Annotated in this window: 23 protein-coding genes, 1 tRNA gene and 1 riboswitch; of the genes, 16 read left to right on the top strand and 8 right to left on the bottom strand. The window is 66.0% G+C overall.

Annotated features, from left to right (window positions below; translation table 11 throughout):
• Nucleotides 1–20 precede the first annotated feature (20 nt).
• On the top strand, nucleotides 21–209 hold the full coding sequence (locus tag AC07NC_RS14385) for an antitoxin (protein ID WP_008262014.1): 189 nt from the start codon (nucleotides 21–23) through the stop codon (nucleotides 207–209).
• Complete coding sequence (locus AC07NC_RS14380; protein ID WP_040349638.1) at nucleotides 202–474, top strand: type II toxin-antitoxin system RelE/ParE family toxin; 273 nt, start codon at nucleotides 202–204, stop codon at nucleotides 472–474. Before AC07NC_RS14385 ends, AC07NC_RS14380 begins: the two co-directional genes overlap by 8 nt.
• On the opposite strand, the gene AC07NC_RS14375 is transcribed toward AC07NC_RS14380, so the two are convergent.
• Together AC07NC_RS14375 and AC07NC_RS14370 are read right to left on the bottom strand one after the other, a co-directional pair.
• Complete coding sequence (locus AC07NC_RS14375; RefSeq protein WP_008259521.1) at nucleotides 471–824, bottom strand: Hpt domain-containing protein; 354 nt, start codon at nucleotides 822–824, stop codon at nucleotides 471–473. The two genes, AC07NC_RS14380 and AC07NC_RS14375, sit on opposite strands and share 4 nt — an antisense overlap.
• Nucleotides 824–2236 (bottom strand): amino acid permease, encoded by a 1413-nt coding sequence (locus AC07NC_RS14370; protein WP_008261041.1) that lies wholly within the window; start codon nucleotides 2234–2236, stop codon nucleotides 824–826. Before AC07NC_RS14370 ends, AC07NC_RS14375 begins: the two co-directional genes overlap by 1 nt.
• A 155-nt stretch (nucleotides 2237–2391) precedes the next feature.
• Between AC07NC_RS14370 and AC07NC_RS14365 the strand changes: the two genes are divergently transcribed.
• A tRNA-Lys gene (locus AC07NC_RS14365) sits at nucleotides 2392–2467 on the top strand.
• Nucleotides 2468–3052: 585 nt separating this feature from the next.
• Here the strand turns inward: AC07NC_RS14365 and chrA are convergent.
• Complete coding sequence (chrA, locus tag AC07NC_RS14360; RefSeq protein ID WP_008259501.1) at nucleotides 3053–4285, bottom strand: chromate efflux transporter; 1233 nt, start codon at nucleotides 4283–4285, stop codon at nucleotides 3053–3055.
• A 427-nt stretch (nucleotides 4286–4712) separates the two neighbouring features.
• Here chrA and AC07NC_RS14355 point away from each other — a divergent pair, with 427 nt between their 5' ends.
• The 5 genes from AC07NC_RS14355 to AC07NC_RS14335 are packed head-to-tail and all read left to right on the top strand — an operon-like array spanning nucleotide 4713 to nucleotide 7644.
• Nucleotides 4713–4961 (top strand): MoaD/ThiS family protein, encoded by a 249-nt coding sequence (locus AC07NC_RS14355; protein ID WP_008263543.1) that lies wholly within the window; start codon nucleotides 4713–4715, stop codon nucleotides 4959–4961.
• 7 nt (nucleotides 4962–4968) lie between these two features.
• Nucleotides 4969–5433 (top strand): molybdenum cofactor biosynthesis protein MoaE, encoded by a 465-nt coding sequence (locus AC07NC_RS14350; protein ID WP_154725593.1) that lies wholly within the window; start codon nucleotides 4969–4971, stop codon nucleotides 5431–5433.
• Nucleotides 5433–5972 carry a molybdenum cofactor biosynthesis protein B gene (moaB, locus tag AC07NC_RS14345; RefSeq protein ID WP_008262424.1) on the top strand — a complete coding sequence of 180 codons (540 nt, stop codon included), beginning with the start codon at nucleotides 5433–5435 and terminating at the stop codon, nucleotides 5970–5972. The genes AC07NC_RS14350 and moaB overlap by 1 nt, the downstream gene beginning before the upstream one ends.
• Entirely contained in the window at nucleotides 5969–6460 is a 492-nt protein-coding gene (moaC, locus tag AC07NC_RS14340) for a cyclic pyranopterin monophosphate synthase MoaC (protein ID WP_008261425.1), read from the top strand. Before moaB ends, moaC begins: the two co-directional genes overlap by 4 nt.
• A complete protein-coding gene (locus AC07NC_RS14335) occupies nucleotides 6457–7644 on the top strand; it encodes a molybdopterin molybdotransferase MoeA (protein ID WP_154725591.1) in 1188 nt (395 codons plus the stop codon). Before moaC ends, AC07NC_RS14335 begins: the two co-directional genes overlap by 4 nt.
• A gap of 3 nt (nucleotides 7645–7647) precedes the next feature.
• Here the strand turns inward: AC07NC_RS14335 and AC07NC_RS14330 are convergent, their stop codons facing one another.
• On the bottom strand, nucleotides 7648–8412 hold the full coding sequence (locus AC07NC_RS14330) for a DUF542 domain-containing protein (protein ID WP_154725590.1): 765 nt from the start codon (nucleotides 8410–8412) through the stop codon (nucleotides 7648–7650).
• Nucleotides 8413–8481: 69 nt separating this feature from the next.
• Here AC07NC_RS14330 and AC07NC_RS14325 point away from each other — a divergent pair, with 69 nt between their 5' ends.
• Both AC07NC_RS14325 and AC07NC_RS14320 read left to right on the top strand, forming a co-directional pair.
• A complete protein-coding gene (locus tag AC07NC_RS14325; protein ID WP_154725589.1) occupies nucleotides 8482–10743 on the top strand; it encodes an adenosylcobalamin-dependent ribonucleoside-diphosphate reductase in 2262 nt (753 codons plus the stop codon).
• A 34-nt stretch (nucleotides 10744–10777) separates the two neighbouring features.
• The gene (locus AC07NC_RS14320) at nucleotides 10778–11962 is read left to right on the top strand and encodes an NnrS family protein (protein WP_154725588.1); all 1185 of its coding nucleotides are present in this window, start codon (nucleotides 10778–10780) and stop codon (nucleotides 11960–11962) included.
• A 6-nt stretch (nucleotides 11963–11968) separates the two neighbouring features.
• Here AC07NC_RS14320 and modC read toward each other — a convergent pair whose 3' ends face one another.
• From modC to modA, 3 genes are read right to left on the bottom strand one after another with little or no spacing between them, the layout of a single operon-like run.
• A complete protein-coding gene (gene modC / locus AC07NC_RS14315; RefSeq protein ID WP_008264113.1) occupies nucleotides 11969–13036 on the bottom strand; it encodes a molybdenum ABC transporter ATP-binding protein in 1068 nt (355 codons plus the stop codon).
• A complete protein-coding gene (modB, locus tag AC07NC_RS14310; protein ID WP_008262437.1) occupies nucleotides 13033–13728 on the bottom strand; it encodes a molybdate ABC transporter permease subunit in 696 nt (231 codons plus the stop codon). Before modB ends, modC begins: the two co-directional genes overlap by 4 nt.
• A 9-nt stretch (nucleotides 13729–13737) precedes the next feature.
• Nucleotides 13738–14541: a molybdate ABC transporter substrate-binding protein gene (modA, locus tag AC07NC_RS14305; protein ID WP_008263547.1), complete on the bottom strand. Its 804-nt coding sequence runs from the start codon at nucleotides 14539–14541 to the stop codon at nucleotides 13738–13740.
• A gap of 158 nt (nucleotides 14542–14699) precedes the next feature.
• Nucleotides 14700–14834: riboswitch (molybdenum cofactor riboswitch) on the top strand.
• Here modA and moaA point away from each other — a divergent pair.
• Nucleotides 14824–15816, top strand: coding sequence for a GTP 3',8-cyclase MoaA (gene moaA / locus AC07NC_RS14300; RefSeq protein ID WP_008264188.1), 993 nt, complete (start codon nucleotides 14824–14826; stop codon nucleotides 15814–15816). Its footprint overlaps the riboswitch before it by 11 nt.
• Here the strand turns inward: moaA and ftrB are convergent, their stop codons facing one another.
• A complete protein-coding gene (gene ftrB, locus AC07NC_RS14295; RefSeq protein WP_154725587.1) occupies nucleotides 15817–16602 on the bottom strand; it encodes a transcriptional activator FtrB in 786 nt (261 codons plus the stop codon). It lies immediately after the preceding gene.
• 296 nt (nucleotides 16603–16898) lie between these two features.
• On the opposite strand from ftrB, the gene AC07NC_RS14290 reads away from it, so the two are divergent.
• Genes AC07NC_RS14290 through narJ form a run of 5 tightly spaced genes read left to right on the top strand, consistent with a single transcriptional unit; the run spans nucleotide 16899 to nucleotide 25610 of the window.
• Complete coding sequence (locus tag AC07NC_RS14290; RefSeq protein ID WP_154725586.1) at nucleotides 16899–18236, top strand: MFS transporter; 1338 nt, start codon at nucleotides 16899–16901, stop codon at nucleotides 18234–18236.
• Between the two features lie 12 nt (nucleotides 18237–18248).
• Nucleotides 18249–19640 carry an MFS transporter gene (locus AC07NC_RS14285; RefSeq protein ID WP_008262382.1) on the top strand — a complete coding sequence of 464 codons (1392 nt, stop codon included), beginning with the start codon at nucleotides 18249–18251 and terminating at the stop codon, nucleotides 19638–19640.
• A gap of 2 nt (nucleotides 19641–19642) precedes the next feature.
• Nucleotides 19643–23374, top strand: a complete 3732-nt coding sequence (locus tag AC07NC_RS14280) for a nitrate reductase subunit alpha (RefSeq protein WP_154725585.1) — start codon at nucleotides 19643–19645, stop codon at nucleotides 23372–23374.
• On the top strand, nucleotides 23371–24897 hold the full coding sequence (gene narH / locus AC07NC_RS14275; protein WP_008261108.1) for a nitrate reductase subunit beta: 1527 nt from the start codon (nucleotides 23371–23373) through the stop codon (nucleotides 24895–24897). The genes AC07NC_RS14280 and narH overlap by 4 nt, the downstream gene beginning before the upstream one ends.
• A gap of 2 nt (nucleotides 24898–24899) precedes the next feature.
• On the top strand, nucleotides 24900–25610 hold the full coding sequence (gene narJ / locus AC07NC_RS14270; protein WP_008262296.1) for a nitrate reductase molybdenum cofactor assembly chaperone: 711 nt from the start codon (nucleotides 24900–24902) through the stop codon (nucleotides 25608–25610).
• The last annotated feature ends 1 nt before the right edge of the window (nucleotide 25611 follow it).

Below are 25611 nucleotides of genomic sequence, written 5' to 3'. Positions count from 1 at the left end.
TACAGTGGTATTCTCCTGACATGGCGCATCAGGAACCTTCTGTCTTCAGCCAGCCTGACCCCGAGGCGGACGCCCGATCCCTGGAAGAGGCGGAGGCCGATTTCGCGGCCGGCCGGGTCGTCCCGCATGAAGAGGTCGCAAAGTGGCTTCTGACCTGGGGCACACCTGAGGAAGGCCCGCCGCCGGAGTCTTGGGGCCTGGATGACTAGGGTGGTTTGGACGATCAGGTCCCTTCGGAGCCTCCGGTCGATCCAAGCCTATATTTCCCACTTCAACCCGCTGGCCAGTCAGCGCATAGCAAGTCGGCTCAAGGCCGCCGGCGATAGTCTGGCTGATTTCCCCGAACGTGGAGCGCCGATAGGCGGCGGTCGCCGCCAGTTGACGCATGTCCCACCCTATTTGCTGCGTTACCGCGTAGTGGGAGACATGGTGGTGATACTCGACATCAGACATTCCGCCCAGGACCTCGACTAGCCTCGCAGCCCTCGCAGCATCAGCTCGTGGCGATAGGCGGCCACGTCGGCCAGGGCGACATCCAGCGCCGTCTTGACCCGGTCCAGCGCCGGCGCCGCCAGGGTCTGTTCCGCCGCTTCCGCCTCGGCGCAGATCGACGCCAGGTCGCCGGCCCCGATCCCTGCCGCCGCGCCCCGAATGGTGTGCACCCCGTCGCGCCAGCCGTCGGCCTTGGGGTTCAGCAGCACAGACCAGAGGGCGGCCTGTTCGACGAACAGGCCCAGCACCTCTTCCGAAATCGACGCGTCGCCGCCGGTCATGGCCTCAAGCACGCTGAAGTCGACGGCGCCGGTCAGATCGCGGCGCGCCATCAGGCGGCCTCTTCCTCACCCTTGGCCAGGCGCGAGTTCTTCGACGACCACAGCAGATAGATGGCCACGCCGATCAGGTTCCAGACGACGAAGCCCACCTGGGTGACGGGCTTCAGACTCAGGAAGAAGACGATGCAGCCGATCACGCTGATCGCGCCGACCAGGGGCCACAGCGGCGCCTTGAACACCCGTTTGCGATTCGGCTCGCGAATCCGCAGCACGACCAGGCACACTCCCACCGAACAGAAGGCCGCCAGGGTGCCCGCATTGGCCAGGGAGGCCAGTTCGTCCAGCGGCAGCAGGCCGGCCAGGATCGCCACCACCACAGCCGTAAAGACCGTCACCACCGCCGGCACGCCGCGCGCCGACACCTTGGCCAGGCGGCGCGGCAGCAGGCCGTCGCGCGCCATGCCCAGGAAGATGCGGCTCTGGCCGAACAGGAAGGCCAGCAGCACGGTCGGAAGCGCGATCACCGCCGCCGCCGCGATCCACTGGGCCGCCGTCCCCTGCCCCATCTGGCGCAGGATCAGGGCCAGGGGCTCGGGGCTGTCGGCGAAATCCGCCACCGGCCGGGCGCCGATGGCGGCGGCCGCGACCACCAGATACAGGGCCGTGCAGACCAGCATGGAGCCGACGATGCCGATGGCCAGGTCGCGCTCGGGCTTCTTGGTCTCCTCGGCCGCCGTCGAAATGGCGTCGAACCCATAGAAGGCGAAGAAGATGATGGCCGCCGCCGCCATCACCCCGGTCTGGACGAAGGGGGCGCCGAAGCCGTTGGGCATGAAGGGGGTGAAGTTCTCGGGCTTGAAGGCCGGCAGGGCGATGGCGACAAAGACCACCAGGGCGGCGATCTTGATCACCACCAGCACGGCGTTCAGCGTCGCGCTCTCCTTGGTGCCCAGCAGCAGCAGGCCCGTCACCACCCCGATGATGGCCACGGCCGGCAGGTTGATGATCCCGCCGGCGTGGGGCCCGGCGACCAGGGCGGCCGGCAGATCGACGCCCAGACCGCTGAGGAAGCCGACGGCGTAACCGGACCAGCCCACCGCCACGGCGCTGACCACCAGCGAATATTCCAGGATCAGACTCCAGCCCACCACCCAGGCGATCATCTCGCCCAGGACGGCGTAGGAATAGGTATAGGCGCTGCCCGCCGCCGGCATCATGGTCGACAGTTCGGCATAGGCCAGGGCGGCGCAGGCGCAGACCAGGCCGGCCAGGCCGAAACTGATCAGCACCGCCGGCCCCGCCAGCCCCGCCCCGACCCCGATCAGGGTCAGAATGCCGGTGCCGACGATGGCGCCCACGCCCAGGGCCAGCAGGTGCGGCCAGCTGAGCGTCGGCTTCAGGCGTGGTCCGTCGTGCGGCGCCGTCATGACGTCGATCGAACGACGCCGGTTCCAGAAGGCCATGATGCTTGCTCCCCCGCCGCCCCACGCGACCGATTCCGTGCGGACCATGCCCGTCAAAGAAAGTTTGCGAAAGCGCTTGCCAACCCCCCAAGGGCTGGGTAGTAGGAGCGCCCTTCGGCAAGGCCTCTCGCCCCCGAAGACGAAGACGACCGGTCGGGTGATTAGCTCAGTTGGTAGAGCAGCTGACTCTTAATCAGCGGGTCGTAGGTTCGAACCCTACATCACCCACCATCGTCTTATTGATTTCATTGAACATTTTTACCCAACCTCCCGGGCCACCGTTTCTCGGCCAGAGAAAAACGGTGAAAAAAACGGTCGATTTCGAGGTCTTTGAAAGCCGATCCGGAAGGTCGCAAGCCGTTCTCTGACGATAGATTGAATCTATGCTCCGTCATGATGACGAGACTCGTCATTAAGGCAGGACCCAACCCGCCCGACCGCTTCAGGACCGAGAACCTCCGACCGTAGGGATCGGTATTTAGTCTTCTCGATCCTGTTTGGAGACTCACAGGTCCAAACTGATCGAGGATCTGCGTCATGGAAGAAACAACACGCGTTCCAGGCCGATTTCTGAGGACGCCGGAAGCTGGCCGACTGCTTGGCTTGTCCGGCAGAACGCTGGAGAAGCATAGGACCTGTGGCACAGGCCCCCGGTACAGAAAACTGGGCGGTCGAGTGGTCTATGCGGAGAATGAATTGCTTGCGTGGGCGGACGCGGGGCTGAGACTGTCCACTTCAGATCCAGCCGCCCTCCCCAAGACGCCGCCACCCAGCCATGGCCGTCCGGTCGGCTAATTGGATTGGAGGGCTTCGGCTTCAGCCGACGACGAGAGAGACCGCCATGCTGGAAGCGACAAGGCTCAAGACGACGAGCCAGGGCGGCGTCCGAAAGGGAACGAGCAGAACGAAGCCAGCAGCAGCCAAGGTCAAATCGATAGGCGATAGGACCGCGCTCTCCCAAACCGGATCATAGAGCGCCGCCGCAAGAATACCCACGACGGCGGCGTTGGCCCCTCGCAGTGCGGCTTGCGCGGCGGGCCGCGTCCGCACGCCGCCCCAGAAAGGGACCACGCCGACCAAAATTAAGAGACCGGGCAGGAAGACGCCAATCAAGGCGATGAACGCGCCGCCCAGGCCGTTGGGCGCAGGGGCACCTATAAAACCCAGATAGGCGGAGAAGGTGAAAAGCGGTCCCGGCACGGCCTGCGCGGCGCCATAGCCGGCAAGGAAGACGTCTTCGCCAACCCAGCCCGGTCCCACGACGCCGGCCTGCAGCAAGGGCAAGACGACATGGCCACCGCCAAACACCATTGCTCCTGAGCGATAGAAGGCTTCGAAAAGCGCCCAGCCGTGAGAATCCGTGGCGATGACGAGGAAAGGCAAGCCCAACAGCAAGACGCCGAAGACCAACAGAGCCGCAGCGCCGGCCCGCCGGCTGACAGGAAAGGGAAGCGGCTGAACGGGAGCCTGGGGTGCGCCACGGCAGACGACGAGCCCCAAGATCGCGCCCATGGTGATCGCGGCGACCTGTGTCAGTCCCCCCGCCGCCAAGGATACAATCAGCGTCGCTCCAACAGCGATGCCTGCCCGCTGAGCGTCCGGCGTGAGCGTCATCGCCATGCCCACCACGGCTTGCGCAACGATAGCGACGGCGACGAGCTTGAGCCCATGGACTAAGGCGAGCGCGATCGGGCCACCCAAGGACTGTGCGCCATAGGCAAACAGAACCAGAGCTGCTGCCGAGGGAAGCGTGAATGCGGCCCAGGCCGCCAGGGCGCCTAAGGGGCCCGCCCGCATCAGACCCAGCGCAAATCCCACCTGACTAGACGCAGGTCCGGGCAGGAACTGACAAAGCGCCACAAGGTCCGCATAGGCGGCCTCGTTGAGCCATTTACGACGCAAAACAATCTCGTCGCGAAAATACCCGAGATGAGCGATCGGTCCGCCGAACGCGGTCAGGCCCAACTTCAGAAAGGTAAAGAAGACCTCGCCTGCCGAACCCTGCGCCGCGCCTTCGGCGGCGTTTCCTTTTGGTGCTGGATGGATCACTTGGCCGGGTCACCGTTGGCTGTCAGGGTAGCAGGCCGTTCAATCTTCGATATCATCAAGCGTCAAGCGAACGGCGGGGCATCGGGCCCGCCTTAGCGATGAACAGCCCATCAAACGCAAATCGAACTCTGGCGACCGCCGCCGCATGACGAGAGTCAGCGCACCATTTGACGGAAGACAATTCTGATTATCGCTGCGTGTTGTAAGGGACGTGAAATCGCCAAAGTGATCGGCCGGAGGGTCGATCTCGATGGCCGAAGCCGACCCGAGCAGCCAACTTGTCCCTCCCCCATTCGCTCGCCCAAGATTCGCTCTGGCTATTGATTGGAAGGAGCGGCTTGATGTCTTCTCTTCCAGGGCCGGGTTCCGCCTCTGCGCGCCGCGCAACCTCAACAGAGCCGTTTCGACGGCCGGATACTGAATAGCCATGACCCGCATCCTCTATTTTGGCCGCGTCGCTGAAAAGCTGGGCACAGAAGGCGCCCTGGAGCTGCCTGCCGAAGGTTTGACCGTACGTGAGATAAGACGCCGCCTCGCCGATCAGGACGAGGTCGCCGCCGACGCCCTGATACGCTCCGACGTGCGCGCCTCGGTGGATCAGGTCATCGCCGGCGAGGACGCCCTGGCCCGACCGGACCAAGAGATCGCCTTCTTCTCCATCTTTTCGGGGGGATGAGGTGGCCTTGGACGTTAGACTGGTCTTCGGCGCCTTGTCTCCGGCGGCCGAGCTGGAGGCGTTCTTGGCCGGTCGGACGGGCGACGGCGCAGTGGTGACCTTCACCGGCCTCGCGCGCGGGACGTCCAGGGACGGATCGACCGTCGCCGCCCTGACGCTGGACCATTATCCCGGCATGACCGAGCGCTCTATGCGCGACATCGCCGAAGCCGCTGCGGCGCGATTTCAGATCGAGGACCTGATCGTGGCGCATCGCTGCGGCGAGATTACGCCGGGAGAAACCATTGTTTTCGTCGCCACCGCGTCGCCGCACCGGCGCACGGCCTTCGAGGCGGCGGACTATCTGATGGACAGGCTCAAGACCGAGGCCGCATTCTGGAAGCGCGAGACCGGCCCCGCCGGCGCGCGCTGGATCGAGCCCGTGGACGAAGATCGCGCCGCCCTGGCGCGCTGGAAGGACAAGACCCCCTGATGGCCGGAAGAATCGATGAAACTCTGCCGTTTCACCCCCTGAACATCGCGGTTCTGACCATATCGGACACCCGCGACGAAACCACGGACACCTCCGGCGGCCTCTTGGTCGAACGGCTGACCGGTGCCGGCCATAGGCTGGCCGGGAAGGCGATCGTCCACGACGATGTCGATGCGATCCGAGACCAGCTGAAGGTCTGGATCTCTGGCCCCGAAGTGGACGTCGTCCTGACGACGGGCGGCACCGGCTTTTCGCCGCGTGACGTGACCCCGGAAGCCGTCAAGCCGCTGTTCCGACGCGAGCTGGAAGGGTTTTCCGTGGTGTTCCACCTGGCCAGTCTGGGGACGGTCGGCGTGGCGACGCTGCAGTCGCGCGCCCTGGCGGGTCAGGCCGAGGACACCTTCGTCTTTTGCGTGCCCGGCTCCACCGGCGCCTGTCGCGACGCCTGGGACCTGGTGTTGGCCGAGGAACTGGACAGCCGCTTTCGCCCCTGCTCCCTCGTCGGCCAAATTCCGCGCTTCCGGGGCATCTGCCCATGAGCGGCCTCACCCATCTGGACGCCGCAGGCCGGGTGCACATGGTCGATGTCGGAGACAAGGCTGTAACGGCGCGACGCGCCGTGGCCGAAGGGCGGGTCTTCTGTGCGCCAGCCACCCTCGCCCTGGTGCGCGACGACAAGGCGCCCAAGGGCGCCGTCATCACCACTGCGGAACTGGCGGGGATCATGGGCGCCAAACGTACGGCCGATCTGATCCCGCTGTGCCATCCGTTGAGCCTAGACAAGGTGTCGGTGAAGGTGGCGGTCGACGACGATCTTCCCGGCTTTGTCGTAACGGCGGAGGCCCGTGTCAGCGGCTCCACTGGGGTTGAGATGGAGGCCCTGACCGCCGTCTCGGTGGCCTGCCTCACCCTTTACGACATGCTGAAGGCCGCCGACCGCGGCATGATTATCAGCCAGGTGAGGCTCTTGTCCAAGTCCGGCGGACGCTCGGGCGATTGGACCGTCGAGGAGGACAGCGCCGCGTGACGGATTTCGATACGGCCCTGGCCCGCCTCCTAGCCCAGGCGAATCCGCTCGGTTCCGAAGTCGTCGCGCTCGAAGCGGCGAGCGGACGCGTGCTGGCGACCGATCTCAAGGCGCGTGGCGCCGCGCCGCGGACGGCGGTCTCGGCCATGGACGGCTATGCCGTTCGCGACGTCGATCTGTCGATCCTGCCGGCGCGCTTGCCGATCGCCTCGGTGGCCTTCGCAGGGCGCGGCGACCTTCCCGTCCTGCCGTCCAAGACCTGCGTGCGGGTCTTCACGGGAGGCCCTGTGCCGACCGGAGCCGACCGCGTCGTGGTCCAGGAGGAAGTCGGCCGCGACGGCGAACTGGCCCTATTTGCGACGGCGCCGGGACCAGGACGTCACATCCGGGCCGCCGGTTCTGATTTCGAAGCCGGCGACGTGCTGCTGGCGGCTGGGACCCGGCTCGGCTACCGCGCCCTGGTGGCCGCCGCCGCCGCCGATGTCGCCGCCCTTTCCGTCGTGCGCCAACCCCGGATCGTCATTCTGAGCACCGGCGATGAACTGGCGGCGCCGGGCCAGTCTCTGGAGACAGCCGGCAGTATTCCCGAAAGCGTGTCGTTCGGCGTCGCCGCTCTGGTTGAAGCCAGCGGCGGCCAGGTCCTGGACCGCCGTCGTCTGGCCGACGCCCCCGACCAGCTCAAGGCCGCCGCCCGTCTTGCCCTGGATACGGCCGACGTGGTCGTGGTCACAGGCGGGGCCTCGGTGGGCGACAAGGACTACGCCCGTTCGATGTTCGCCGGGTTCGGCCTGGACCTGATTTTTTCCAAGGTGGCCATGAAGCCAGGCAAGCCGGTCTGGTTCGGACGCGCCGGTCGCGAACTGGTCATGGGCCTGCCAGGCAATCCGACATCCGCCATGGTCACGGCGCGTCTGTTTCTGGCGCCCTTGATCGCGGGCCTGGCGGGCCGCGATCCGGCCGAACGGCTGGCCTGGCGGGACATGATCCTGACCGAAGCCCTCAAGCCTTGCGGCGACCGCGAGACCTTTGAACGGGGGCGTCGCGACGGCGATGGCGTCGCCGGGCTCAAGGTCCAGGATTCGGCGACCCAGAAGGCGCTGGCCGGCGCCGACCTCCTGATCCGCCGGCGCCCAGGCGCGCCAGGCCTGCCCCCCGGCGACATGGTCCCGGTTCTGGACTTCTGAAGCCTAGGAAAAGCGCGGAAACAGCAGGTTGTTCTCCAGATGGACGTGGACCCGCAGGTCCGAGTCCAGCTTCCGACAACCGACATAGAGCGCGCGCCAGGAGCCACAGGCGTCGGCGGGCGGAGCAAAGTCGCCCGTTAGATCGGCCATGAGATCGAGGGCATCGATCAACTCAACATGATCCTGGAGCATTCGAGCGATGGGCTGGTGCAAGCTCGGCTCCCCGCCGTTGAGCATGATGGGAAACAGAATCGCCTCCTCCTTGTGCTGATGGTCCTCAAGGTCCTCGAACATGCGCGACAGCAGGTCGTGCAAGCCGCGTGGACAGTCGCAGCGATCCTTATGCGTCGCTTCGACGCGGCGCGCGGTGTCAATGAGACCCGGAAACTCGAGGCGATGGACCTTGTGGTAGCGCTCGATGATGTGGGCGATCAGCGCTGCGGGTTCGGTCGGATAGGGCTCGGCCTGGCGTGCGGTGGCGGACAGTTCGGCTTGGAGCTCAGCGAGATTCAGGCGACGCGCCTCCGCCGCCAGGGCCAGGGTCGCCTCCCCTTTGGAGCAGAAATCGATCTTGTGGCGCAGCAGGACGTCGCAAGCGCCCGGAAGAGAGGCGGCGATCGCGGCGATGGATTGATGTCGAAGAGCCATGCGGCGAAGGGTCCCTTTTTGCGCCCCGGCCTGGGGTTTCGCTCCTTCTAGGCCGCTGAGGCCGCGCTCGGCTTGATCGGCGTCAAGGGCGATGCTGACGCTCGTCGGCGCCTGCGACATGCCGCAGCCTGTTCCGCACGCCGCAGGGAATCACCGAGTCTGAGCGCCACGTTTTGACAGGGTGCAGCTATGGCGTTCGACAGTCCCTTGGCCGGAGAAATCTGGAACAGCAAATATCGCTTCCGCCCGCACGAGGGGACGGGAGACGCTACCGTCGAAGCCACATGGGACCGTGTGGCGGCCGCCCTGGCCGAAGCGGAGCCGACCAAGACCCGGGCGCGATGGCGGGCCCGGTTCCGCGAGACGCTGGACGCCTACCGGTTCCTGCCCGCTGGACGAATCCTCGCCGGCGCCGGCACTGGTCGCGCCGTGACCTTGTTCAACTGTTTCGTCATGGGCGTCGTCCCGGACGATCTGGACGGCATCTTCCAGCATCTGCGCGAAGCCGCCGTCACCCTGCAGCAGGGCGGCGGCGTCGGCATGGACTTTTCCACAGTCCGCCCCTCCGGCGCTCTCGTGCGAGGGGTCGGGGCGGAGGCCTCGGGTCCGCTCAGTTTCATGGACGTGTGGGATTCGATGTGCCGCACCATCATGTCCGCCGGTCAGAGGCGCGGGGCGATGATGGGCTGTTTGCGCATCGACCATCCGGACATCGAGGCCTTCATCGACGCCAAACGCGACGCGGTCCGCTTCAGGAATTTCAATCTCTCGGTTCTGGTTCCCGACGCCTTCATGGCCGCATTGGACGCGGATGCGGACTGGCCCCTGGTGTTCGACGGCGAAATCCGACGCACGGTCCGCGCCACGGATCTCTGGACCCGACTGATGCAGGCCACCTATGACGCGGCGGAACCGGGCGTGATCTTCATCGATCGGGTCAATGCTGCGAACAATTTGGCGCATTGCGAAGTCATCGCGGCCAGCAATCCCTGCGGCGAACAGATGTTGCCGCCTTATGGAGCCTGTCTTCTCGGGTCGATCAATCTGGCCCGCCTCGTCTCGGCGCCTTTCGAGCCCGATGCGGCGCTGGACGAACAGGAGTTGGCCGACCTCACCCGCACTGCCGTGCGGATGTTGGACAATGTCATCGACATTTCCCGTTTTCCTCTGCCCGCCCAGGAGGCCGAAGCTCGCGCCAAACGCCGGCTTGGCCTCGGCGTGACCGGCTTGGCCGACGCCCTGATCTTCTGCGGCGCCCGCTATGGAGAAGACCGCGCCGTCGCCCTGACCGGGCGGTGGCTGGGCCTGATCCGGCGAGAAGCCTATCGCGCCTCGGCTGAACTCGCGGCCGAAAAGGGCGCCTTCCCCCTCTATGACCCCGCGATGCTGCAGCGGCCCAATCTCGCAAGCCTGGATGCGGAGACTCGGGAACTGATCGGGCTTCACGGCCTGCGCAACGGCTGTCTGACCTCGATCGCGCCGACGGGCACCACCTCCCTCCTGGCCGGCAATGTCTCGTCCGGCATCGAGCCCGTGTTTGCTTTCGCCTATACGCGCAAGGTCATGCAGCCCGATGGGACGCGACGTGAGGAGGCCGTCGAAGACTACGCCCTGGCGTTATGGAAGACGCTCAAAGGCCCTGACGCGCCGCTCGACAGCGCGCCCGGCGACGCCTTCGTCAGCGCCCAGACCCTGACCCCGGAGCATCACCTGAGGATGCAGGCGGCGGCGCAGGCGCAGATCGACAGCTCGATCTCGAAGACGATCAACTGCCCGGAAAACATCGACTTCTCGGCGTTTTCGGATGTCTATCGTCAAGGCTATCGGATGGGTTGCAAGGGGCTGACCACCTATCGCCCCAACGCCATCACCGGTTCGGTGCTCAGCGTCGAGGCGCCGGCCTCCGTTCCGGCGGCGGCTCCGTCGTCCGACGTCGATCCTCTGACGCCGCGCCCCGGTCGGCTCGAAGGCGCGACCTACAAGATCCGCTGGCCGCTGGACGCCCACGCCGTCTACGTCACCATCAATGACGCGGACCCCGATGACGAAGGGGCGCGGCGACCGTTCGAGATCTTCGTCAACTCCAAGAACATGGCACACTACGCCTGGACCGTCGCCCTGACCCGGATGGTCTCGGCGGTCTTCCGGCGCGGCGGGGACGTCTCCTTTGTCGCCGAGGAGTTGAAGGCGGTGTTCGATCCCGGCGGCGGCGCCTGGATGGAAGGGCGCTACACGCCGTCGCTTCCCGCAGCGATCGGCGCAGTGATTGAGCGGCACCTTGGCCTCGCCGCCGAAAGCGGGTGCGAGTCCGCCGAATCCATCGAACCTCATCCCGTTTCCTCAGCGCCCGGGCCGGCGCCCTCGGCCTGCCCCCGCTGCGGCGCGCCAGGCCTGGTGCGCAAGGAGGGTTGCGACAGTTGTCTCGAGTGCGGCTACTCCAAATGCGGATGAGGGTCAGGGCTGAGACCGTCGTTCCGAGGCCGCGGTGAATACGGCCGCCGCGCTTCGGGCCTATCGGGGGCCGGCCGTCTTCAGCCTGGGTCTGCGCCCCTTTTTCCTGTTCGGCGCCCTGTGGTCGGCGGTGGCCGCGCCCCTTTGGCTTTACGCCTTTCTCGCCGGAGGTCCGGTCGGCCTTGGCTGGCACATCCATGAAATGCTGTTCGGCTATACGGGCGGCGTCGTGGCGGGGTTCCTGTTGACCGCCGTGCCCAACTGGACCGGCCGCCTGCCCGTCGTCGGCCGTCCGCTGGCCCAGTTGTTCGCCTTGTGGGCGGCGGGTCGGGCCGCCATGCTCGCCAAGACCCTGGCCCCCAGCCTGGCCGACGCGGCCTGGCCCGGGATTATCGACAGCCTGTTCCTGTCGGTCATGGCGGGCTTGATCTGGCGAGAAGCGGCGGCGGGCAGAAACGGCCGCAACCTTCCTGTCGCCGTCATGGTCAGTCTCTTCGCCCTCGCCAATATCGGCTTCCACCTTGAGGCGAAGGCGAGCGGTGTCGCCTCCCTGTCCACCCGACTGGGGCTCGGAATCGTCGCCCTGCTCATCGCCGTGATCGGCGGCCGGATCACGCCCAGTTTCACTCGCAACTGGCAGATCAAACGCGGCGGGCCGCTGCCCGCCGTCGCGGGTCGTTTTGACGCCGCAGCCCTGATCGTCACCGCTGCAGCCCTGACCGCCTGGTGCGTCAGTCCCGCGCATCCGGGGACCGGAGCGACGCTTCTGACGGCGGGCGGCCTGACGCTGTTGCGTCTGGGGCGATGGCGCGGTCACGCGACCCTGACCGAACCGCTCGTGTGGATCCTGCACCTCGGCTATATGTGGCTTGCTGCGAGCTTGATCCTGATGGGTCTCTCGATCACCGCGCCGCGCCTGATGTCACCGTCCGTCGGCGTGCACGCCCTGACGGCGGGGGCGGTCGGCGTCATGACCCTGGCCGTCATGACCCGCGCCAGCCGGGGCCATGCCGGACGGCCCCTGGTCGCCGGGCGAACCGAGGTCGCGATCTACGGACTGATCAACGCCGCCGCCCTGTCCCGCGTGGCGGGCGGACTGACGCCCAGCCTCTATCCGCTGCTGCTGACCGTCTCCGCCGCCCTCTGGTCGGCGGCCTTTTTCACATTCGTGTTCGCCTATGGGCCGATGCTGGCGACGCCGCGCCTGGCCCGACCGTGATCCCTGTCAGGCGTAGCGCGCGGCGGCGGTCGCCTTGACCAGGGCGATCACGGGCAAGCCGGGCGTCAGATCGAGCTGGCGACAGGCCTGAGGCGTGACCAGGGCTTTCAGCGTGAGCCCGCCCGCCTCCAGCCGCGTCAGAACCCCGTCTCCTCGGGTTTCAAGGCTCGCCACCCGCATCGGCAGCCGGTTCTGGAAACTGGCGTCGATCGGGTCGGTCAGGGCCAGGGCCACGTCGCGCGCATCGACCACGATCCTCAGCCGCTCGCCCGGCGCGACATCCAGAAGCGGCGACAGGAAGGGGGTTCCGGCCAGGTCGATCCGCGTGGCGCAGCCGGCCGGGTCGTGCCCGCTCACCCGCCCGTCGAGGATGGACAGCGGCGCACTGAGCCCGGCGGCGGTCTCGGCCTCCGGCCGGTCGAAAGCCTGGTCCGGGGGCTCGGCGCCCACGGCGCGACCGTCACCGACCAGCACCACACGATCGGCCAGACGCGCGACCTCTTCGACGGCGTGACTGACGTAGAGAATGGGCGGTCCCGCTCGCGACAACTGATCGAGATAGGGCAGGATTTCGCCGCGTCGGGCGCCGTCCAGGCCCGAAAGGGGTTCGTCCAGGATCAGCAACCGGGGGCGGGTCAACAGCGCACGCCCGATCGCGACCCGGCGCGCCTCGCCGCCCGACAACACGCCGGGCCGCCGCTCCAGAAGGGCTTCAAGCCCCAGCAGGGCGACGATTTCCTCCAGATCCGGCCGAGGATCGCCGGCCCGTCGCGGGCCGTACAGAAGATTGTCCCGCGCCGTCATGTGCGGAAACAGGCGCGCGTCCTGGAACACGTAGCCGATACGCCGCTTCCAGGTCGGAATCGACAGACCCGTTGAGTCGTCGAACAAGACCTCTCCGTCCAGCGCCACCCGGCCGCTACGGGGGCGGATCAGGCCGGCGACGACCTCGGCCAGAGTGGTTTTTCCGCTGCCCGAGCGGCCGAACAGGCAGGTGATGCGGGCGTCGCTCGAGAAATCGATCTCCAACGAGAAATCGCCGCGCTCGATCTGACAGGATACGTCCAGGGTCATCGCGTCGCCCCGATCCGCTGGGCGGCGACCCGGGCGCCCCACTCGGAGATCAGGAGCGCCGTAATCGAGACGCCGATGGAGATCAGGACGAGCCGCAGCGCAGCGGCCTCGCCGCCCGGCGCCTGGGTCAGACTATAGATGGCCAGCGGCAGGGTGCGGGTCTCGCCGGGTATGTTGGCGACGAAGGTAATGGTGGCGCCGAACTCGCCCAAGGCCTTGGCGAAGGCGAGCACGGTTCCGGCGGCGAGACCCGGCAGAGCGAGCGGCAGAGTGACGGTCAGGAAACGAATGAAGGGGCTGGCCCCCAGGGTTTCAGCGGCCCGCTCGATTCGGGGATCGACAAGGTCGAACGACAGCTGGACGGCCCGCACCAGCAGCGGAAACCCCATGATGGCGGCGGCCAGCGCCGCCCCCGTCCAATCGAAGGCGAAGACGATTCCCAGCGGCTCCAGCCAGGCGCCAAGCGGACCGCTGCGTCCGAACAGCAGCAAGAGCCCATAACCTGTCACGACCGGCGGCAGGATCAGCGGCAAATGGGTCAGGCCCGACAGCAGGCCCTTTCCGGGGAAGTCGCCGCGCGACAGGAGATAGGCCAGGGCGACGCCGGGCGGCAGGCTGAACAGGGTCGCGGTCGCCGCGACCTTCAGCGACAGACCGATGATCTGCTGTTCCTCGAGACTGAACGGGATCACCGGACGGGCTCAAACGGGCGGGGCAAAGCCGAATTCCCTAAACAAAGCCTGACCCTGGGGGCTGGTCAGAAAATCGAGGAAGACCTGCGCCCCCTGAATATCCCCGGCCCCGTCAAGGCGTCGGACGGGCGCGCCGGGATAGAGGATGGGCACATGGGCGTCCGTTGGAAAGACCGCCGCCACCCGGACCTTCGCCTCGACGCGGGCGTCGGTCGCATAGACCACCCCGAGCGGGGTCTCTCCTCGCGCCACCAGCGCCAGGGCGGCGCGTACATCCGCTGTCGGCGCCAGGCGATCCTTGACCTGGGACCAGAGGTTCAGACGCATAAGCGCCTGTCGCCCATAACGGCCCGCCGGCACTGAGGCCTCGGCAATGGCCAGACGGCCCTCCCCTAGTCGCTGAGCCACGGCGTCTGGCGAGGCCAGATCGACCATGCCGGCCGCAGCCGAGGCCGGCGCGACCAACACCAGCCGATTGGCGGCGAGGCGGCGGCGCGCGGCGATCTCGACCAGGCCGCGGCCTTGCAGCCAGTCCATCCAGTCTTCGTCGGCCGAGATGAACAGATCGGCCGGGGCGCCTTGCGCGATCTGACGCGCGAGCTGGGCGCTGCCGGCATAGGTCGCGCGAACGCGCCGCCCCGAGGACCGATCATACTGGGCGGCGGCGGCGTCGAGCACTTCACGCAGGCTGGCCGCCGCGAACAGGTCGAGCGGCCGGTCTTCGGATGAGCGGGGCGCGCATCCCGCCAGAGCCGTCGCCCCGATCAGGGCCAGCACGCGACGCCGTCCGACATCGCCTTCTTTCATCGACATGGGCTCGTCTCTCCACGCGGCGCCCCGGGCATCGCTTCGGCCGATTAACATGGTCGTCCGCCCGGCCGCACAAGACTTGAAGGGTTTCGACTTGATCTTCGTCAAGATCATTCCACGCGCCCATCATAGTCGGGTGCAGGTTCATCGTGTAACACATCAGTCAGTATTCGCTCCGAGCCGTCCGACCTACAGCAATCGCGCCAAGGTCTGACGGCCGGATCCGCAAGGATCGAGGGCGGCGGGAGAAATCCCTCCGCCTCCCGCCTCTGGAAAGGAGCTTCCATGGCGTTTGACGCCGCTGCCATGACCGACGGCTTTGGCCGCCGGTTCCATTATCTTCGCCTCTCGGTCACGGAGGTGTGCAACTTCAGTTGCACCTATTGCCTGCCGAACGGCTGGAAGAAGACGGGCCCTCTGTCGTTTTTGACAGTCGAGGAGATCGGTCGGCTGGTGGCCGGATTTTCGGACCTGGGCCTCAGCAAGGTGCGTCTGACCGGCGGAGAGCCGACCGTCCGCAAGGATTTCGACGCGATCCTGCGGACGGTCGCCGCCTCGCCCGGCGTGGCCAAGATCGCCGTAACCACTAACGGCTGGAACCTGGCGCGCCAGGTCGAGGGCTGGCGCGCCTCAGGACTGACCCACATCAACCTCAGCATCGACTCCATCGATCCGCAGGTTTTTCATCGGATCACCGGCCACGACAAATTGGGCCAGGTTCTGACGGGGCTCGACCGCGCCCTTGAGGAGGGCTTCTCCGCCGTCAAGGTCAACGCCGTCCTGTTGCGCGAAACGGCCGAGGCGGGATTCGACGACTGGGCGCGTTTCGTGCGCGACCGCCCCGTCTCCGTTCGCTTCATCGAACTGATGAAGACGACCGAAAACGACGATTTCTTCACCCGCCATCATGTCAGGGCCGACAGATTCCGCGCCTGGCTGGATCACAACGGTTGGATGCCGACGCCGCGCGCCTTCGACGCAGGCCCGGCTTTCGAATACCGCCATCCCGATCACGCCGGCGCGCTCGGCTTCATCGCCCCCTATGCGCCGGGGTTCTGCGACAGCTGCAACAGGCTGCGCGTGACCGCACGAGGCAAACTGCGGCTTTGCCTGTTCGGCGACGGGGGCGTCGATCTGCGCGAACTGCTGCAGAACGACGACGACCGCGAAGCCCTCACCCGTCGTATCGTCTCCTCGCTCGGCGGCAAGGCCGCCGGCCACGACCTGGCGTCGGGTCGTTCGGGCGACCTAAAAAACCTCGCCCAGCTCGGCGGCTGATCAGGACAGACTTGAGCCGCAGGTGCGCCCTGAGCGGGTCGTCCACCGCTCGATCTCCGCCTTGCCGGCGCCGCCGGCGGGCGCGGGCATATGGTTGTCGATCAGCGGGTGCGGGCGCGCCAGTCGTTCCAGGGCGTCCGGACGTCCCAGGCTCACTTCCGCGCCGCGCACCACGACCCCGTAGCTGGACAGACCAGCGAAGGCGCGGGACAGATTTTCGGGCGACATGCCCAGCAGTGACGCCAGTACGCGCTTCTCGTGCGGCAAGACGATCGGATCACGCAAACCCTGACGCGCCCTTTGGGTGATCAGATAATTGGCCAGCCGCTCGACCCCGCCCCGCAGCTTCTGGTTCTTTACGGCCCGGACCAATCCCCGATAACAGCCGGACACTTCCTCCGCGACGGCGAAGCTGAAGTCCGCGTCCTGGCGCATGGTGCGACGCAGAGCCTCGCCCGACAGCATCAGGATTTCAGATCGCTCCAGGGTGCGCGCAGACATCAGCGCGTCCGCATCAAGCACGACTGCGGCCAGGATGAAGGTCGAGACCGGACGCAGCAGCGCCAGCGTCGTCTCCTTCTCCTTCCACGAGCCCTGAAGCTCCACCGCGCCTTCCAGAAGAACATAGAGGAAGTCGACCGTGTCGCCTTCCATCAGAAGCGTGGTTCCGGCAGGAAACCGTTGAAGAAAGGCCCCCGCCGTCACGTCGCGAAAGACCTCGGGCGAGGCCCGCGAAAACAACGGCAGGGCTCGGACGCGATCGAGATCGGAAGCGCGCATGGTCATGGCTATGGCTCCTGATGCGGTCGGGACAGTCGTCTCCTCGACGGAACAGGTTGATTCCATCTAGGCGACGCCCCCGTTCGATAGGCCGTCGATTGACAAACATCAATCCACGCCCCGACCTAAGACAAGACAACAACTGCCAAATGTCGCTTTACTTGGAAAATCATGTATAAATTCGCCACACGACCGCTTTTACAAAGACGCGAATTGATACGCATCAAATAAGACTGACGAGACGCCAGCTAGGACAGCTGAGCGGCGGCCGCTGAGACGCCGTCCGTGAAGGGAGCAGTCCGTTGGCATCCGCCGAAAACCCCGCCCCAGGCGCCGCATCGGCCCTGTGGGTCAGCACCTTCGCCTTCACCGCCTGTTTTGCGGTGTGGACGATTTTCTCGATCATTGGCGTCCAGATAAAGACCAACCTGGGCCTCTCCGAAGCCCAGTTCGGCCTGCTGGTCGGAACGCCGATCCTGACCGGATCCCTGGTTCGGGTCTTTCTGGGCGTCTGGACCGAGCAGTTCGGCGGACGGCGCGTCAATCTGATCGTCATGGTCCTGGCGGCGGCGGCGACCTTCCTGCTGTCCTACGCCCAGACCTACGGCCAGTTTCTGATCGCCGCCCTCGGCGTCGGCATGGCCGGGGGCGCCTTCGCCGTCGGCGTCGCCTATGTCTCGAAATTCTATCCCGCCGGCCGTCAGGGCACGGCGCTCGGCATCTTCGGCGCCGGCAACGTCGGCGCAGCGGTTACCAAGTTCGCCGCGCCCTTTGTGATGCTGGCCCTGGGTTGGGAGGCCGTCGCCCAGATCTGGGCCGGCGCCCTGCTGATCATCGCTCTTGGCTTTTTCCTGCTGACCCGCGACGAGCCGCAGTTGGTCGCGCGTCGCCGCAGTGGTGAAAAGGCCGCCGCCGCCTGGATGCAACTGACCCCGCTGAAGGATCTGCGGGTCTGGCGCTTCGCCCTCTATTATTTCTTCGTCTTCGGCGGCTTTGTCGCCCTCGCCCTATGGCTGCCGCACTATCTCACCGGCGCCTATGGGGTGGGGATCGGCGTCGCCGGCATGCTGGCGGCCGCCTATTCGATACCGGGTTCGTTGTTCCGGGTTTTCGGCGGCTGGTTGTCGGACAAGATCGGCGCCCGCAAGGTCATGTATCTGACCTTCGCCATCAGCGTGATCTGCACCTTCATCCTGTCCTATCCGGCGACCGCCTATGTGGTCGATGGGATCGAAGGCCCGATCCGCTTCCGCCTGGCGATCAGCCTGCCGGTCTTCACGGCCCTGGTGTTCGTCCTCGGCTTCGCCATGAGCCTGGGCAAGGCCGCCGTCTACAAGCACATCCCCGTCTACTACCCCGACCACGTCGGCTCCGTCGGCGGTCTGGTGGGCATGATCGGCGGTCTGGGCGGCTTCATCATGCCCATCGTCTTCGGCGCCCTCAATGACCTGACCGGCGTCTGGACCAGCTGTTTCATGCTGCTGTTCCTCCTGGTCCTGACCGCCCTCGTCTGGATGCACTTCGCGGTGCGCCGGATGGAGCGCCGCCGCGCGCCCATTCTGGCGGACCTGCCGGAATTCCCCGAACTGGCGGGCGTCGGCCCGGACAAGGCCGCCTCCTCATCCCTGCGTTCGCATTAGAGAAAGACGCATATGTCTCGTCACATTCTGCATGACTGGCGTCCGGAGGATCCCGCGTTCTGGGCCGCTTCCGGACACCGGATCGCCCGCCGCAATCTCTGGATCTCGATCCCCAATCTGCTGCTGGCCTTTTCCATCTGGATGCTCTGGTCCACGGCGGCGACCCGTCTCAACACGGTCGGCTTCAAGTTTTCGACCGCCGAGCTGTTCTGGCTGACGGCGCTGCCGGCCCTGTCGGGCGCAACCTTGCGGATCTTCTACAGTTTCATGGTCCCCATTTTCGGCGGGCGGCTATGGACCACCCTATCGACCCTGTCCCTGGCCATCCCCGCCATCGGCATAGGGGTCGCCGTCCAGAACCCTGAGACGCCCTATGGGGTCTTTGTCGTCCTGGCCCTGTTCTGCGGCCTGGGTGGCGCGGCCTTCGCCTCGTCCATGGCCAATATCGGCTTCTTCTTTCCCAAGGCCCAGAAGGGCAACGCCCTGGCCCTGAACGCCGGCTTCGGCAACCTGGGGGTCAGCGTCCTCCAGTTCACCGCGCCTCTGATCACCGGCGTGGCCCTGTTCAGCCCCCTGCTGGGCGCGCCTCAGACCTTTGTCGAAGACGGTGTTCAGCATCAGGTCTGGCTTCAGAATGCGGGCTTCGTCTGGGTCCCCTTCATTCTGATCGCCGCCGCCGCCGCCTGGTTCGGCATGAACGACGTCGCCTCGGCGCGCGCGTCGTTCCGCGAGCAGGCCGTGGTGTTCCAGCGCAAGCACAACTGGCTGATCTGCTTTCTCTACATCGGCACCTTCGGGTCCTTCATCGGCTTCTCGGCCGCCTTCCCCCTGCTCGGCAAGACGCTCTTCCCCGATGTGAACATCCTGCAGATCGCCTTCCTCGGCCCCCTGGTCGGCGCCGCATCTCGGGCCTTGACCGGCTGGGTGTCTGATCGCTGGGGCGGGCACAACGTCACACAGATCGTCTTCTACGCCCTGATCCTGGGGGTGTTGGCGGTGCTTCAGAGCGTCGGCGCCTTCGGCGCGGAACCATCCTTCAGCCTATTCTTCCCCAGCTTCCTGTGGCTGTTCTTCTGGACCGGCGTCGGCAACGCCTCGACCTTCCAGATGATCCCGGCCCTCGTCCGCGCCGACATGCCCCGGCTGATGCCCCGCGCCACGGCGGCGGAGCGATTGAAGCAGGCCGAGCTGGAATCCGCGGCCATCGTCGGCTTCTCGTCGGCCATCGGCGCCTATGGCGGTTTCTTCATCCCGCTGGCCTTCGCCAACTCGATGAAGGCGACCGGGGATCCGCTGATCGCCCTGTACCTCTTCCTCGCCTTCTATTGCAGCTGCGCCGTCGTCAACTGGGCCTTCTACGCCCGCCGGCGCTCGATCCTGAACCTCGCACCCAAGGCGGCCTGATCATGAGCCATACCCTAGACCGTCTCGCCTTCTTCACGCGCAAGACCGAACTGTTCTCCGATCGCCACGGCGTCATGAACGACGAGGATCGCGGTTGGGAGGAGGCCTATCGAAGCCGCTGGCGTCACGACAAGGTCGTGCGCTCGACCCACGGCGTGAACTGCACCGGTTCCTGCTCCTGGAAGATCTACGTCAAGGGCGGGATCGTCACCTGGGAGACCCAGCAGACCGACTATCCTCGCACCCGACCGGGCCTGCCCAATCACGAACCCCGGGGCTGCGCGCGCGGCGCCAGCTACAGCTGGTATCTCTATTCGGCCAACCGGGTGAAATATCCGCTGATCCGCTCACGCCTGCTGCGGGTATGGCGCAAGGCCCGCCGGACGATGGAACCGGTCGCGGCCTGGGCCTCGATTCAGAACGATCCCGCCGCGCGCAAATCCTACACCAGCATGCGCGGGGCCGGCGGCTTCGTGCGGGCCGACTGGGAGGAAGTCACCGAGATCATCGCCGCCGCCAACGCCTATACGGCCAAGCGCTGGGGCCCCGACCGGGTGTTCGGCTTCTCGCCCATCCCGGCCATGTCCATGGTGTCCTACGCCGCCGGCGCCCGCTATCTGCAACTGCTGGGCGGGGTCACCGGCTCCTTCTATGACTGGTACTGCGATCTGCCGCCGGCTTCGCCTCAAACCTGGGGCGAGCAGACCGACGTGGCCGAAAGCGCCGACTGGTACAACTCCAGCTTCATGCTGCTGTGGGGATCGAACGTCCCCCAGACCCGCACCCCGGACGCCCACTTTTACACCGAGGCCCGCTATCGCGGCGCCAAGTCCGTCGTCATCTGCCCCGACTATTCCGAAGCGTCGAAATTCTCCGACCTGTGGCTTCCCGTCAAACAGGGCACCGACGCAGCCTTGGCCATGGCCTTCGGCCACGTGATCCTCAAGGAATATCATATCGATAGGCAGGTACCGTATTTCCGCGACTATCTGCGCAAATACAGCGACCTGCCGATGCTGGTCCGCCTGGTCCCCCAGGAGGGCGGCTATGTGCCGGAACGCCTGGTGCGGGCGTCGGATTTCGTCGGGGATCTCGATCAGGCCAACAATCCGGACTGGAAAACGGTCGCCATAGACGAGGCCACCGGTGAGATCGTGGTCCCGAACGGCTCGATCGGCTTCCGTTGGGGCGAGGACGGGCGTTGGAACCTTGAAGAGCGGGACGCCGCCGGGCGCGAGACCACGCTGAAGCTGGGCCTGAAGGACGCGCACGATGAGGTCGCCGGCGTGCGCTTCCCCTATTTCGCCAATACCGCCAGCAACGGCTTCGCCTCCACCGACCACCCTGACGTCCTGACGCGCAACGTCCCAGTCCGCCGGGTCAAGCTGAAGGACGGCGAGGCGCTGGTCGCCTGCGTCTATGACCTGTTCCTGGCCAACTACGGCGTCGACCAGGGCTTCGGCGGCGATTGCATGCCGCGCTCCTACGACGACCTGGAGCCCTATTCCCCGGCCTGGGCCGAGGCCATCACCTCGGTCCCGCGGGATCAGATCATCGCCACGGCGCGCGGCTTCGCCACCAACGCCGAAAAGACCAACGGCAAGTCAATGGTGATCATCGGCGCGGCGATGAATCACTGGTTCCACATGGACATGAACTACCGCGGCGTCATCAACATGCTGGTGATGTGCGGCTGCGTCGGTCAATCCGGCGGCGGCTGGGCCCACTATGTCGGTCAGGAAAAGCTGCGGCCGCAGACCGGCTGGGCGCCACTGGCCTTCGCCACGGACTGGATCCGTCCGCCGCGTCAGCAGAACTCCACCTCCTTCTTCTACGCCCACTCCGATCAGTGGCGCTACGAAACCGTGGGCGTCGACGAACTGCTGTCGCCGACGGCGCCGGAAGGGCCGTGGAAGGCCTCGATGATCGACTTCAACGTCCGGGCTGAACGCATGGGCTGGCTGCCCTCGGCGCCGGCGCTGAAGACCAACTCGCTGGACCTGGTCAAGGCCGCCGAGGCGGCGGGCGTCGATCCCAAGACCTACACGGTGAATGGCCTCAAGGACCGCTCGATCGAGCTCTCTTGCATGGATCCGGACGACCCGGCGAACTGGCCGCGTAACATGTTCATCTGGCGCTCCAACCTGCTGGGCTCGTCGGGCAAGGGGCACGAGTATTTCCTCAAACACCTGCTCGGCGCCTCGCATGGCGTTCAGGGCAAGGATCTAGGCGAGGCCGGACAGGTCAAGCCTATCGACGTGGTTTGGCATGACGCGGCGCCCGAGGGCAAACTGGACCTCCTCGTCACGCTCGATTTCCGCATGTCGACCACGGCGGTCTATTCCGACATCGTTCTGCCGACGGCCACCTGGTACGAGAAGAACGACCTCAACACCTCCGACATGCACCCGTTCATCCACCCGCTGTCCGCGGCGGTGGACCCGGCCTGGGAGTCCAAATCAGACTGGGACATCTTCAAGACGATCGCCAAGAAGTTCTCGGCGGTCGCGCCCGAGGTGCTGGGCCGCGAGCACGACGTGGTGCTCACCCCGATCCAGCACGACAGCCCCGGTGAAATGGCTCAGCCCTTCGAGGTCCAGGATTGGTACCTCGGCGAGTGCGAGGCCATTCCGGGCAAGACCATGCCCCAGATCACCGTCGTCGAGCGGGACTATCCGAACCTCTACAAGCAGTTCACAGCCCTCGGCCCGCTGCTGGAGACGCTCGGGAACGGCGGCAAGGGCCTGGGTTGGAAGACCGGTCACGAGGTCGACGAACTGCGCGCCCTCAACGGCGCCGTGCTTGAACCGGGGCTGACCGAGGGCATGCCGGGGATCGACAGCGCGATAGACGCTTGCGAGACCATTCTGATGCTGGCGCCGGAGACGAACGGCGAGGTGGCGGTCAAGGCCTGGGCGGCGCTCGAGAAACAGACGGGGCGACAACACGCTCACCTGGCGCTCGCCAAGGAGGACGAGAAGATCCGCTTCCGCGATCTGCTCGCCCAGCCGCGCAAGATCATCTCCTCGCCCATCTGGTCGGGCATCGAGAGCGAGACGGTCTGCTACAACGCCGGCTACACCAATGTGCATGAGCTGATCCCCTGGCGGACGCTCACCGGCCGCCAGCAGCTCTATCAGGATCACCTCTGGATGCGGGCCTTCGGCGAGGCGCTGTGCGTCTACAAGCCGCCGGTCGATCTGAAGACGACGCATGTGAAGGGTCTCAAGCCCAACGGCGAGACCGAGATCGTGCTCAACTTCATCACCCCGCACCAGAAATGGGGCATCCACTCGACCTATTCAGACAATCTGCTGATGCTGACGCTCAATCGCGGCGGCCCGGTGGTGTGGATTTCTGAAGTCGACGCCCGCAAGGCCGGGATCGTCGACAACGACTGGATCGAAGTCTTCAACGCCAACGGCGCCCTGACGGCCCGGGCCGTGGTGTCCCAGCGGATCCGCGAGGGTACGACCTTCATGTACCACGCTCAGGAAAAGATCGTGAACACGCCCGGTTCGGAGATCACCGGCCGGCGCGGCGGCATCCACAACTCCGTGACCCGCACCGTCCTCAAGCCGACCCACATGATCGGCGGTTACGCTCAACTCGCCTACGGCTTCAACTACTACGGCACCGTCGGCTCCAACCGGGACGAGTTCATCGTGCTGCGCAAGATGAAGAAGGTGGACTGGCTCGATGAGCCTCTGAAATCCAAGGAGTTCGGCCAATGAAGATCCGCGCACAGATCGGCATGGTGCTGAACCTGGACAAATGCATCGGCTGTCATACCTGTTCCGTCACCTGCAAGAACGTCTGGACCAGCCGCAAGGGCGTGGAATACGCCTGGTTCAACAACGTCGAGACCAAGCCGGGCATCGGTTATCCCAAGGAATGGGAAAACCAGAAGAAGTGGAACGGCGGCTGGCGGCGCAAGCCCAACGGCAAGATCGAGCCCCGCATGGGCGCCAAATGGCGCATCCTGGCCAAGATCTTCGCCAACCCCGACCTGCCCGAGATCGACGACTATTACGAGCCGTTCGACTTCGACTACGGTCATCTCCAGACGGCGCCGGAAATGAAGCATTTCCCCACCGCCCGGCCCCGGTCGCAGATCACCGGCAAACGGATGGAGAAGATCGAATGGGGGCCCAACTGGGAGGAAATCCTGGGGGGCGAGTTCTCCAAGCGCTCGCAGGACGTCAATTTCGAAGACGTCCAGAAGGAGATCTACGGCCAGTTCGAAAACACCTTCATGATGTATCTGCCGAGGCTGTGCGAACACTGCCTCAACCCCGCGTGCGTAGCCGCCTGCCCTTCCGGCGCCATCTACAAGCGCGAGGAGGACGGTATAGTTCTGATCGATCAGGACAAATGCCGCGGCTGGCGGATGTGCGTCTCGGCCTGCCCCTACAAGAAGATCTATTACAACTGGGACTCGGGAAAATCCGAGAAATGCACCTTCTGCTTCCCCCGGATCGAAGTGGGGCAGCCGACGGTCTGTTCGGAGACCTGCGTCGGCCGGATCCGTTATCTGGGCGTCTTGCTCTATGATGCGGACCGCATCGAGGCGGCCGCTTCAACCCCGGACGAGAAGGATCTGTACCAAGCCCAGCTCGACCTCTTCCTGGATCCGCACGATCCGGCGGTGATCGCCCAGGCGCGGGCGGACGGCGTGCCCGAGGCCTGGCTCGAGGGCGCGCGGCGCAGCCCGGTCTACAAGATGGCCATTGACTGGAAGGTGGCCCTGCCGCTGCACCCCGAATACCGGACCCTGCCGATGGTCTGGTACGTGCCGCCCCTCTCCCCGATCCAGAACGCGGCCGCTGTCGGCGCCCTGGAGATGGACGGCGACATGCCGGACGTGGAGGCGCTTCGCATCCCGGTCAAATATCTCGCCAACCTGCTGACCGCAGGCGTCGAGGAGCCGGTGACCCTGGCGCTTCGCCGCATGCTGACCATGCGCGCCTATATGCGCGCCCGGACGGTGGACGGCCGCATCGACCACGGGCTCGCCGAGACGGTCGGCCTGACGGCGGCCCAGATCGACGACATGTACAAGATCATGGCCATCGCCGACTACGAGGACCGGTTCGTCATTCCCTCGACGCACCGCGAGACGGTCGAAGACGCCTATGACCTGCGGGGCAACTGCGGCTTCACCTTCGGCAACGGCTGTTCCGGCGGCCGCACCGAACTGGGGCTATTCGGGCCCGACAAACGCTCACGCGCCAAACCCACAGCAGAGGTGGCCTGACCATGGCTTTGACCTATCGCGCCCTCGCCCTTCTGCTGACCTATCCGACGGCGGACATCCAGACCGCCGCCCCGGCGATCATGGCCGCCATCCGCTCGGAAGGCCTGGTCCCGCCGCCCATCGTCAGCGCCCTGGACAAGCTGGCCCGCAAGCTGGAGCACGAGGATCTGTACGAGCTTCAGGAGGGGTTTGTTCACCTCTTCGACCGAACGCGCTCCCTGTCGCTCAATCTCTATGAGCATATTCACGGCGAGAGCCGCGACCGGGGCCAAGCGATGGCGGCTCTGATCGAGCTCTACGGCTCTTACGGCCTGGAGCTGACCGCCAATGAGCTGCCGGACCATCTGCCGGTGTTCCTGGACTTCCTGTCCACCCTGCCGGACGAGGACGCCGCATCTCTGCTCGGCGAAGGCGCCCATGTCCTGGCGGCGCTGGCCGAGCGGCTTCACAAGCGCGAAAGCCCCTATCGCGCCGTGTTCGGTGCGCTGGCGGCCATGACGGGCGCCGTGCCGGATTCCGACGCGGTGGCCGCCTTGATGCAGGAGCCGGACGACGATCCGGACGATCTGGAGACCCTCGACAAGGCTTGGGAAGAGACCGCCGTCACCTTCGGCCCCGCCGAGGCCGGGTGTCCGAAGGCCGACGCCATCCTGTCCGCCATGAACGCCGCCCCGTCCCCTGACAATAGTCGCCGCGCCGACGCTGCGGCCTGAG

The organism is Brevundimonas sp. GW821-FHT10A07, assembly GCF_059415785.1.
This window is presented reverse-complemented; position numbering and strand designations above follow the sequence as displayed.

What these genes read in the sequence shown, in the direction of transcription:
- AC07NC_RS14385 (WP_008262014.1), top strand. Translation starts at nt 21, where the DNA reads ATGGCGCATCAGGAACCTTCTGTCTTCAGCCAGCCTGACCCCGAGGCG.
- AC07NC_RS14380 (WP_040349638.1), top strand. Translation starts at nt 202, where the DNA reads ATGACTAGGGTGGTTTGGACGATCAGGTCCCTTCGGAGCCTCCGGTCG.
- AC07NC_RS14375 (WP_008259521.1), bottom strand. Translation starts at nt 824, where the DNA reads ATGGCGCGCCGCGATCTGACCGGCGCCGTCGACTTCAGCGTGCTTGAG.
- AC07NC_RS14370 (WP_008261041.1), bottom strand. Translation starts at nt 2,236, where the DNA reads ATGGCCTTCTGGAACCGGCGTCGTTCGATCGACGTCATGACGGCGCCG.
- AC07NC_RS14355 (WP_008263543.1), top strand. Translation starts at nt 4,713, where the DNA reads ATGACCCGCATCCTCTATTTTGGCCGCGTCGCTGAAAAGCTGGGCACA.
- moaB (WP_008262424.1), top strand. Translation starts at nt 5,433, where the DNA reads ATGGCCGGAAGAATCGATGAAACTCTGCCGTTTCACCCCCTGAACATC.
- moaC (WP_008261425.1), top strand. Translation starts at nt 5,969, where the DNA reads ATGAGCGGCCTCACCCATCTGGACGCCGCAGGCCGGGTGCACATGGTC.
- AC07NC_RS14330 (WP_154725590.1), bottom strand. Translation starts at nt 8,412, where the DNA reads ATGTCGCAGGCGCCGACGAGCGTCAGCATCGCCCTTGACGCCGATCAA.
- AC07NC_RS14325 (WP_154725589.1), top strand. Translation starts at nt 8,482, where the DNA reads ATGGCGTTCGACAGTCCCTTGGCCGGAGAAATCTGGAACAGCAAATAT.
- modC (WP_008264113.1), bottom strand. Translation starts at nt 13,036, where the DNA reads ATGACCCTGGACGTATCCTGTCAGATCGAGCGCGGCGATTTCTCGTTG.
- modA (WP_008263547.1), bottom strand. Translation starts at nt 14,541, where the DNA reads ATGTCGATGAAAGAAGGCGATGTCGGACGGCGTCGCGTGCTGGCCCTG.
- moaA (WP_008264188.1), top strand. Translation starts at nt 14,824, where the DNA reads ATGGCGTTTGACGCCGCTGCCATGACCGACGGCTTTGGCCGCCGGTTC.
- ftrB (WP_154725587.1), bottom strand. Translation starts at nt 16,602, where the DNA reads ATGACCATGCGCGCTTCCGATCTCGATCGCGTCCGAGCCCTGCCGTTG.
- AC07NC_RS14285 (WP_008262382.1), top strand. Translation starts at nt 18,249, where the DNA reads ATGTCTCGTCACATTCTGCATGACTGGCGTCCGGAGGATCCCGCGTTC.
- AC07NC_RS14280 (WP_154725585.1), top strand. Translation starts at nt 19,643, where the DNA reads ATGAGCCATACCCTAGACCGTCTCGCCTTCTTCACGCGCAAGACCGAA.
- narH (WP_008261108.1), top strand. Translation starts at nt 23,371, where the DNA reads ATGAAGATCCGCGCACAGATCGGCATGGTGCTGAACCTGGACAAATGC.
- narJ (WP_008262296.1), top strand. Translation starts at nt 24,900, where the DNA reads ATGGCTTTGACCTATCGCGCCCTCGCCCTTCTGCTGACCTATCCGACG.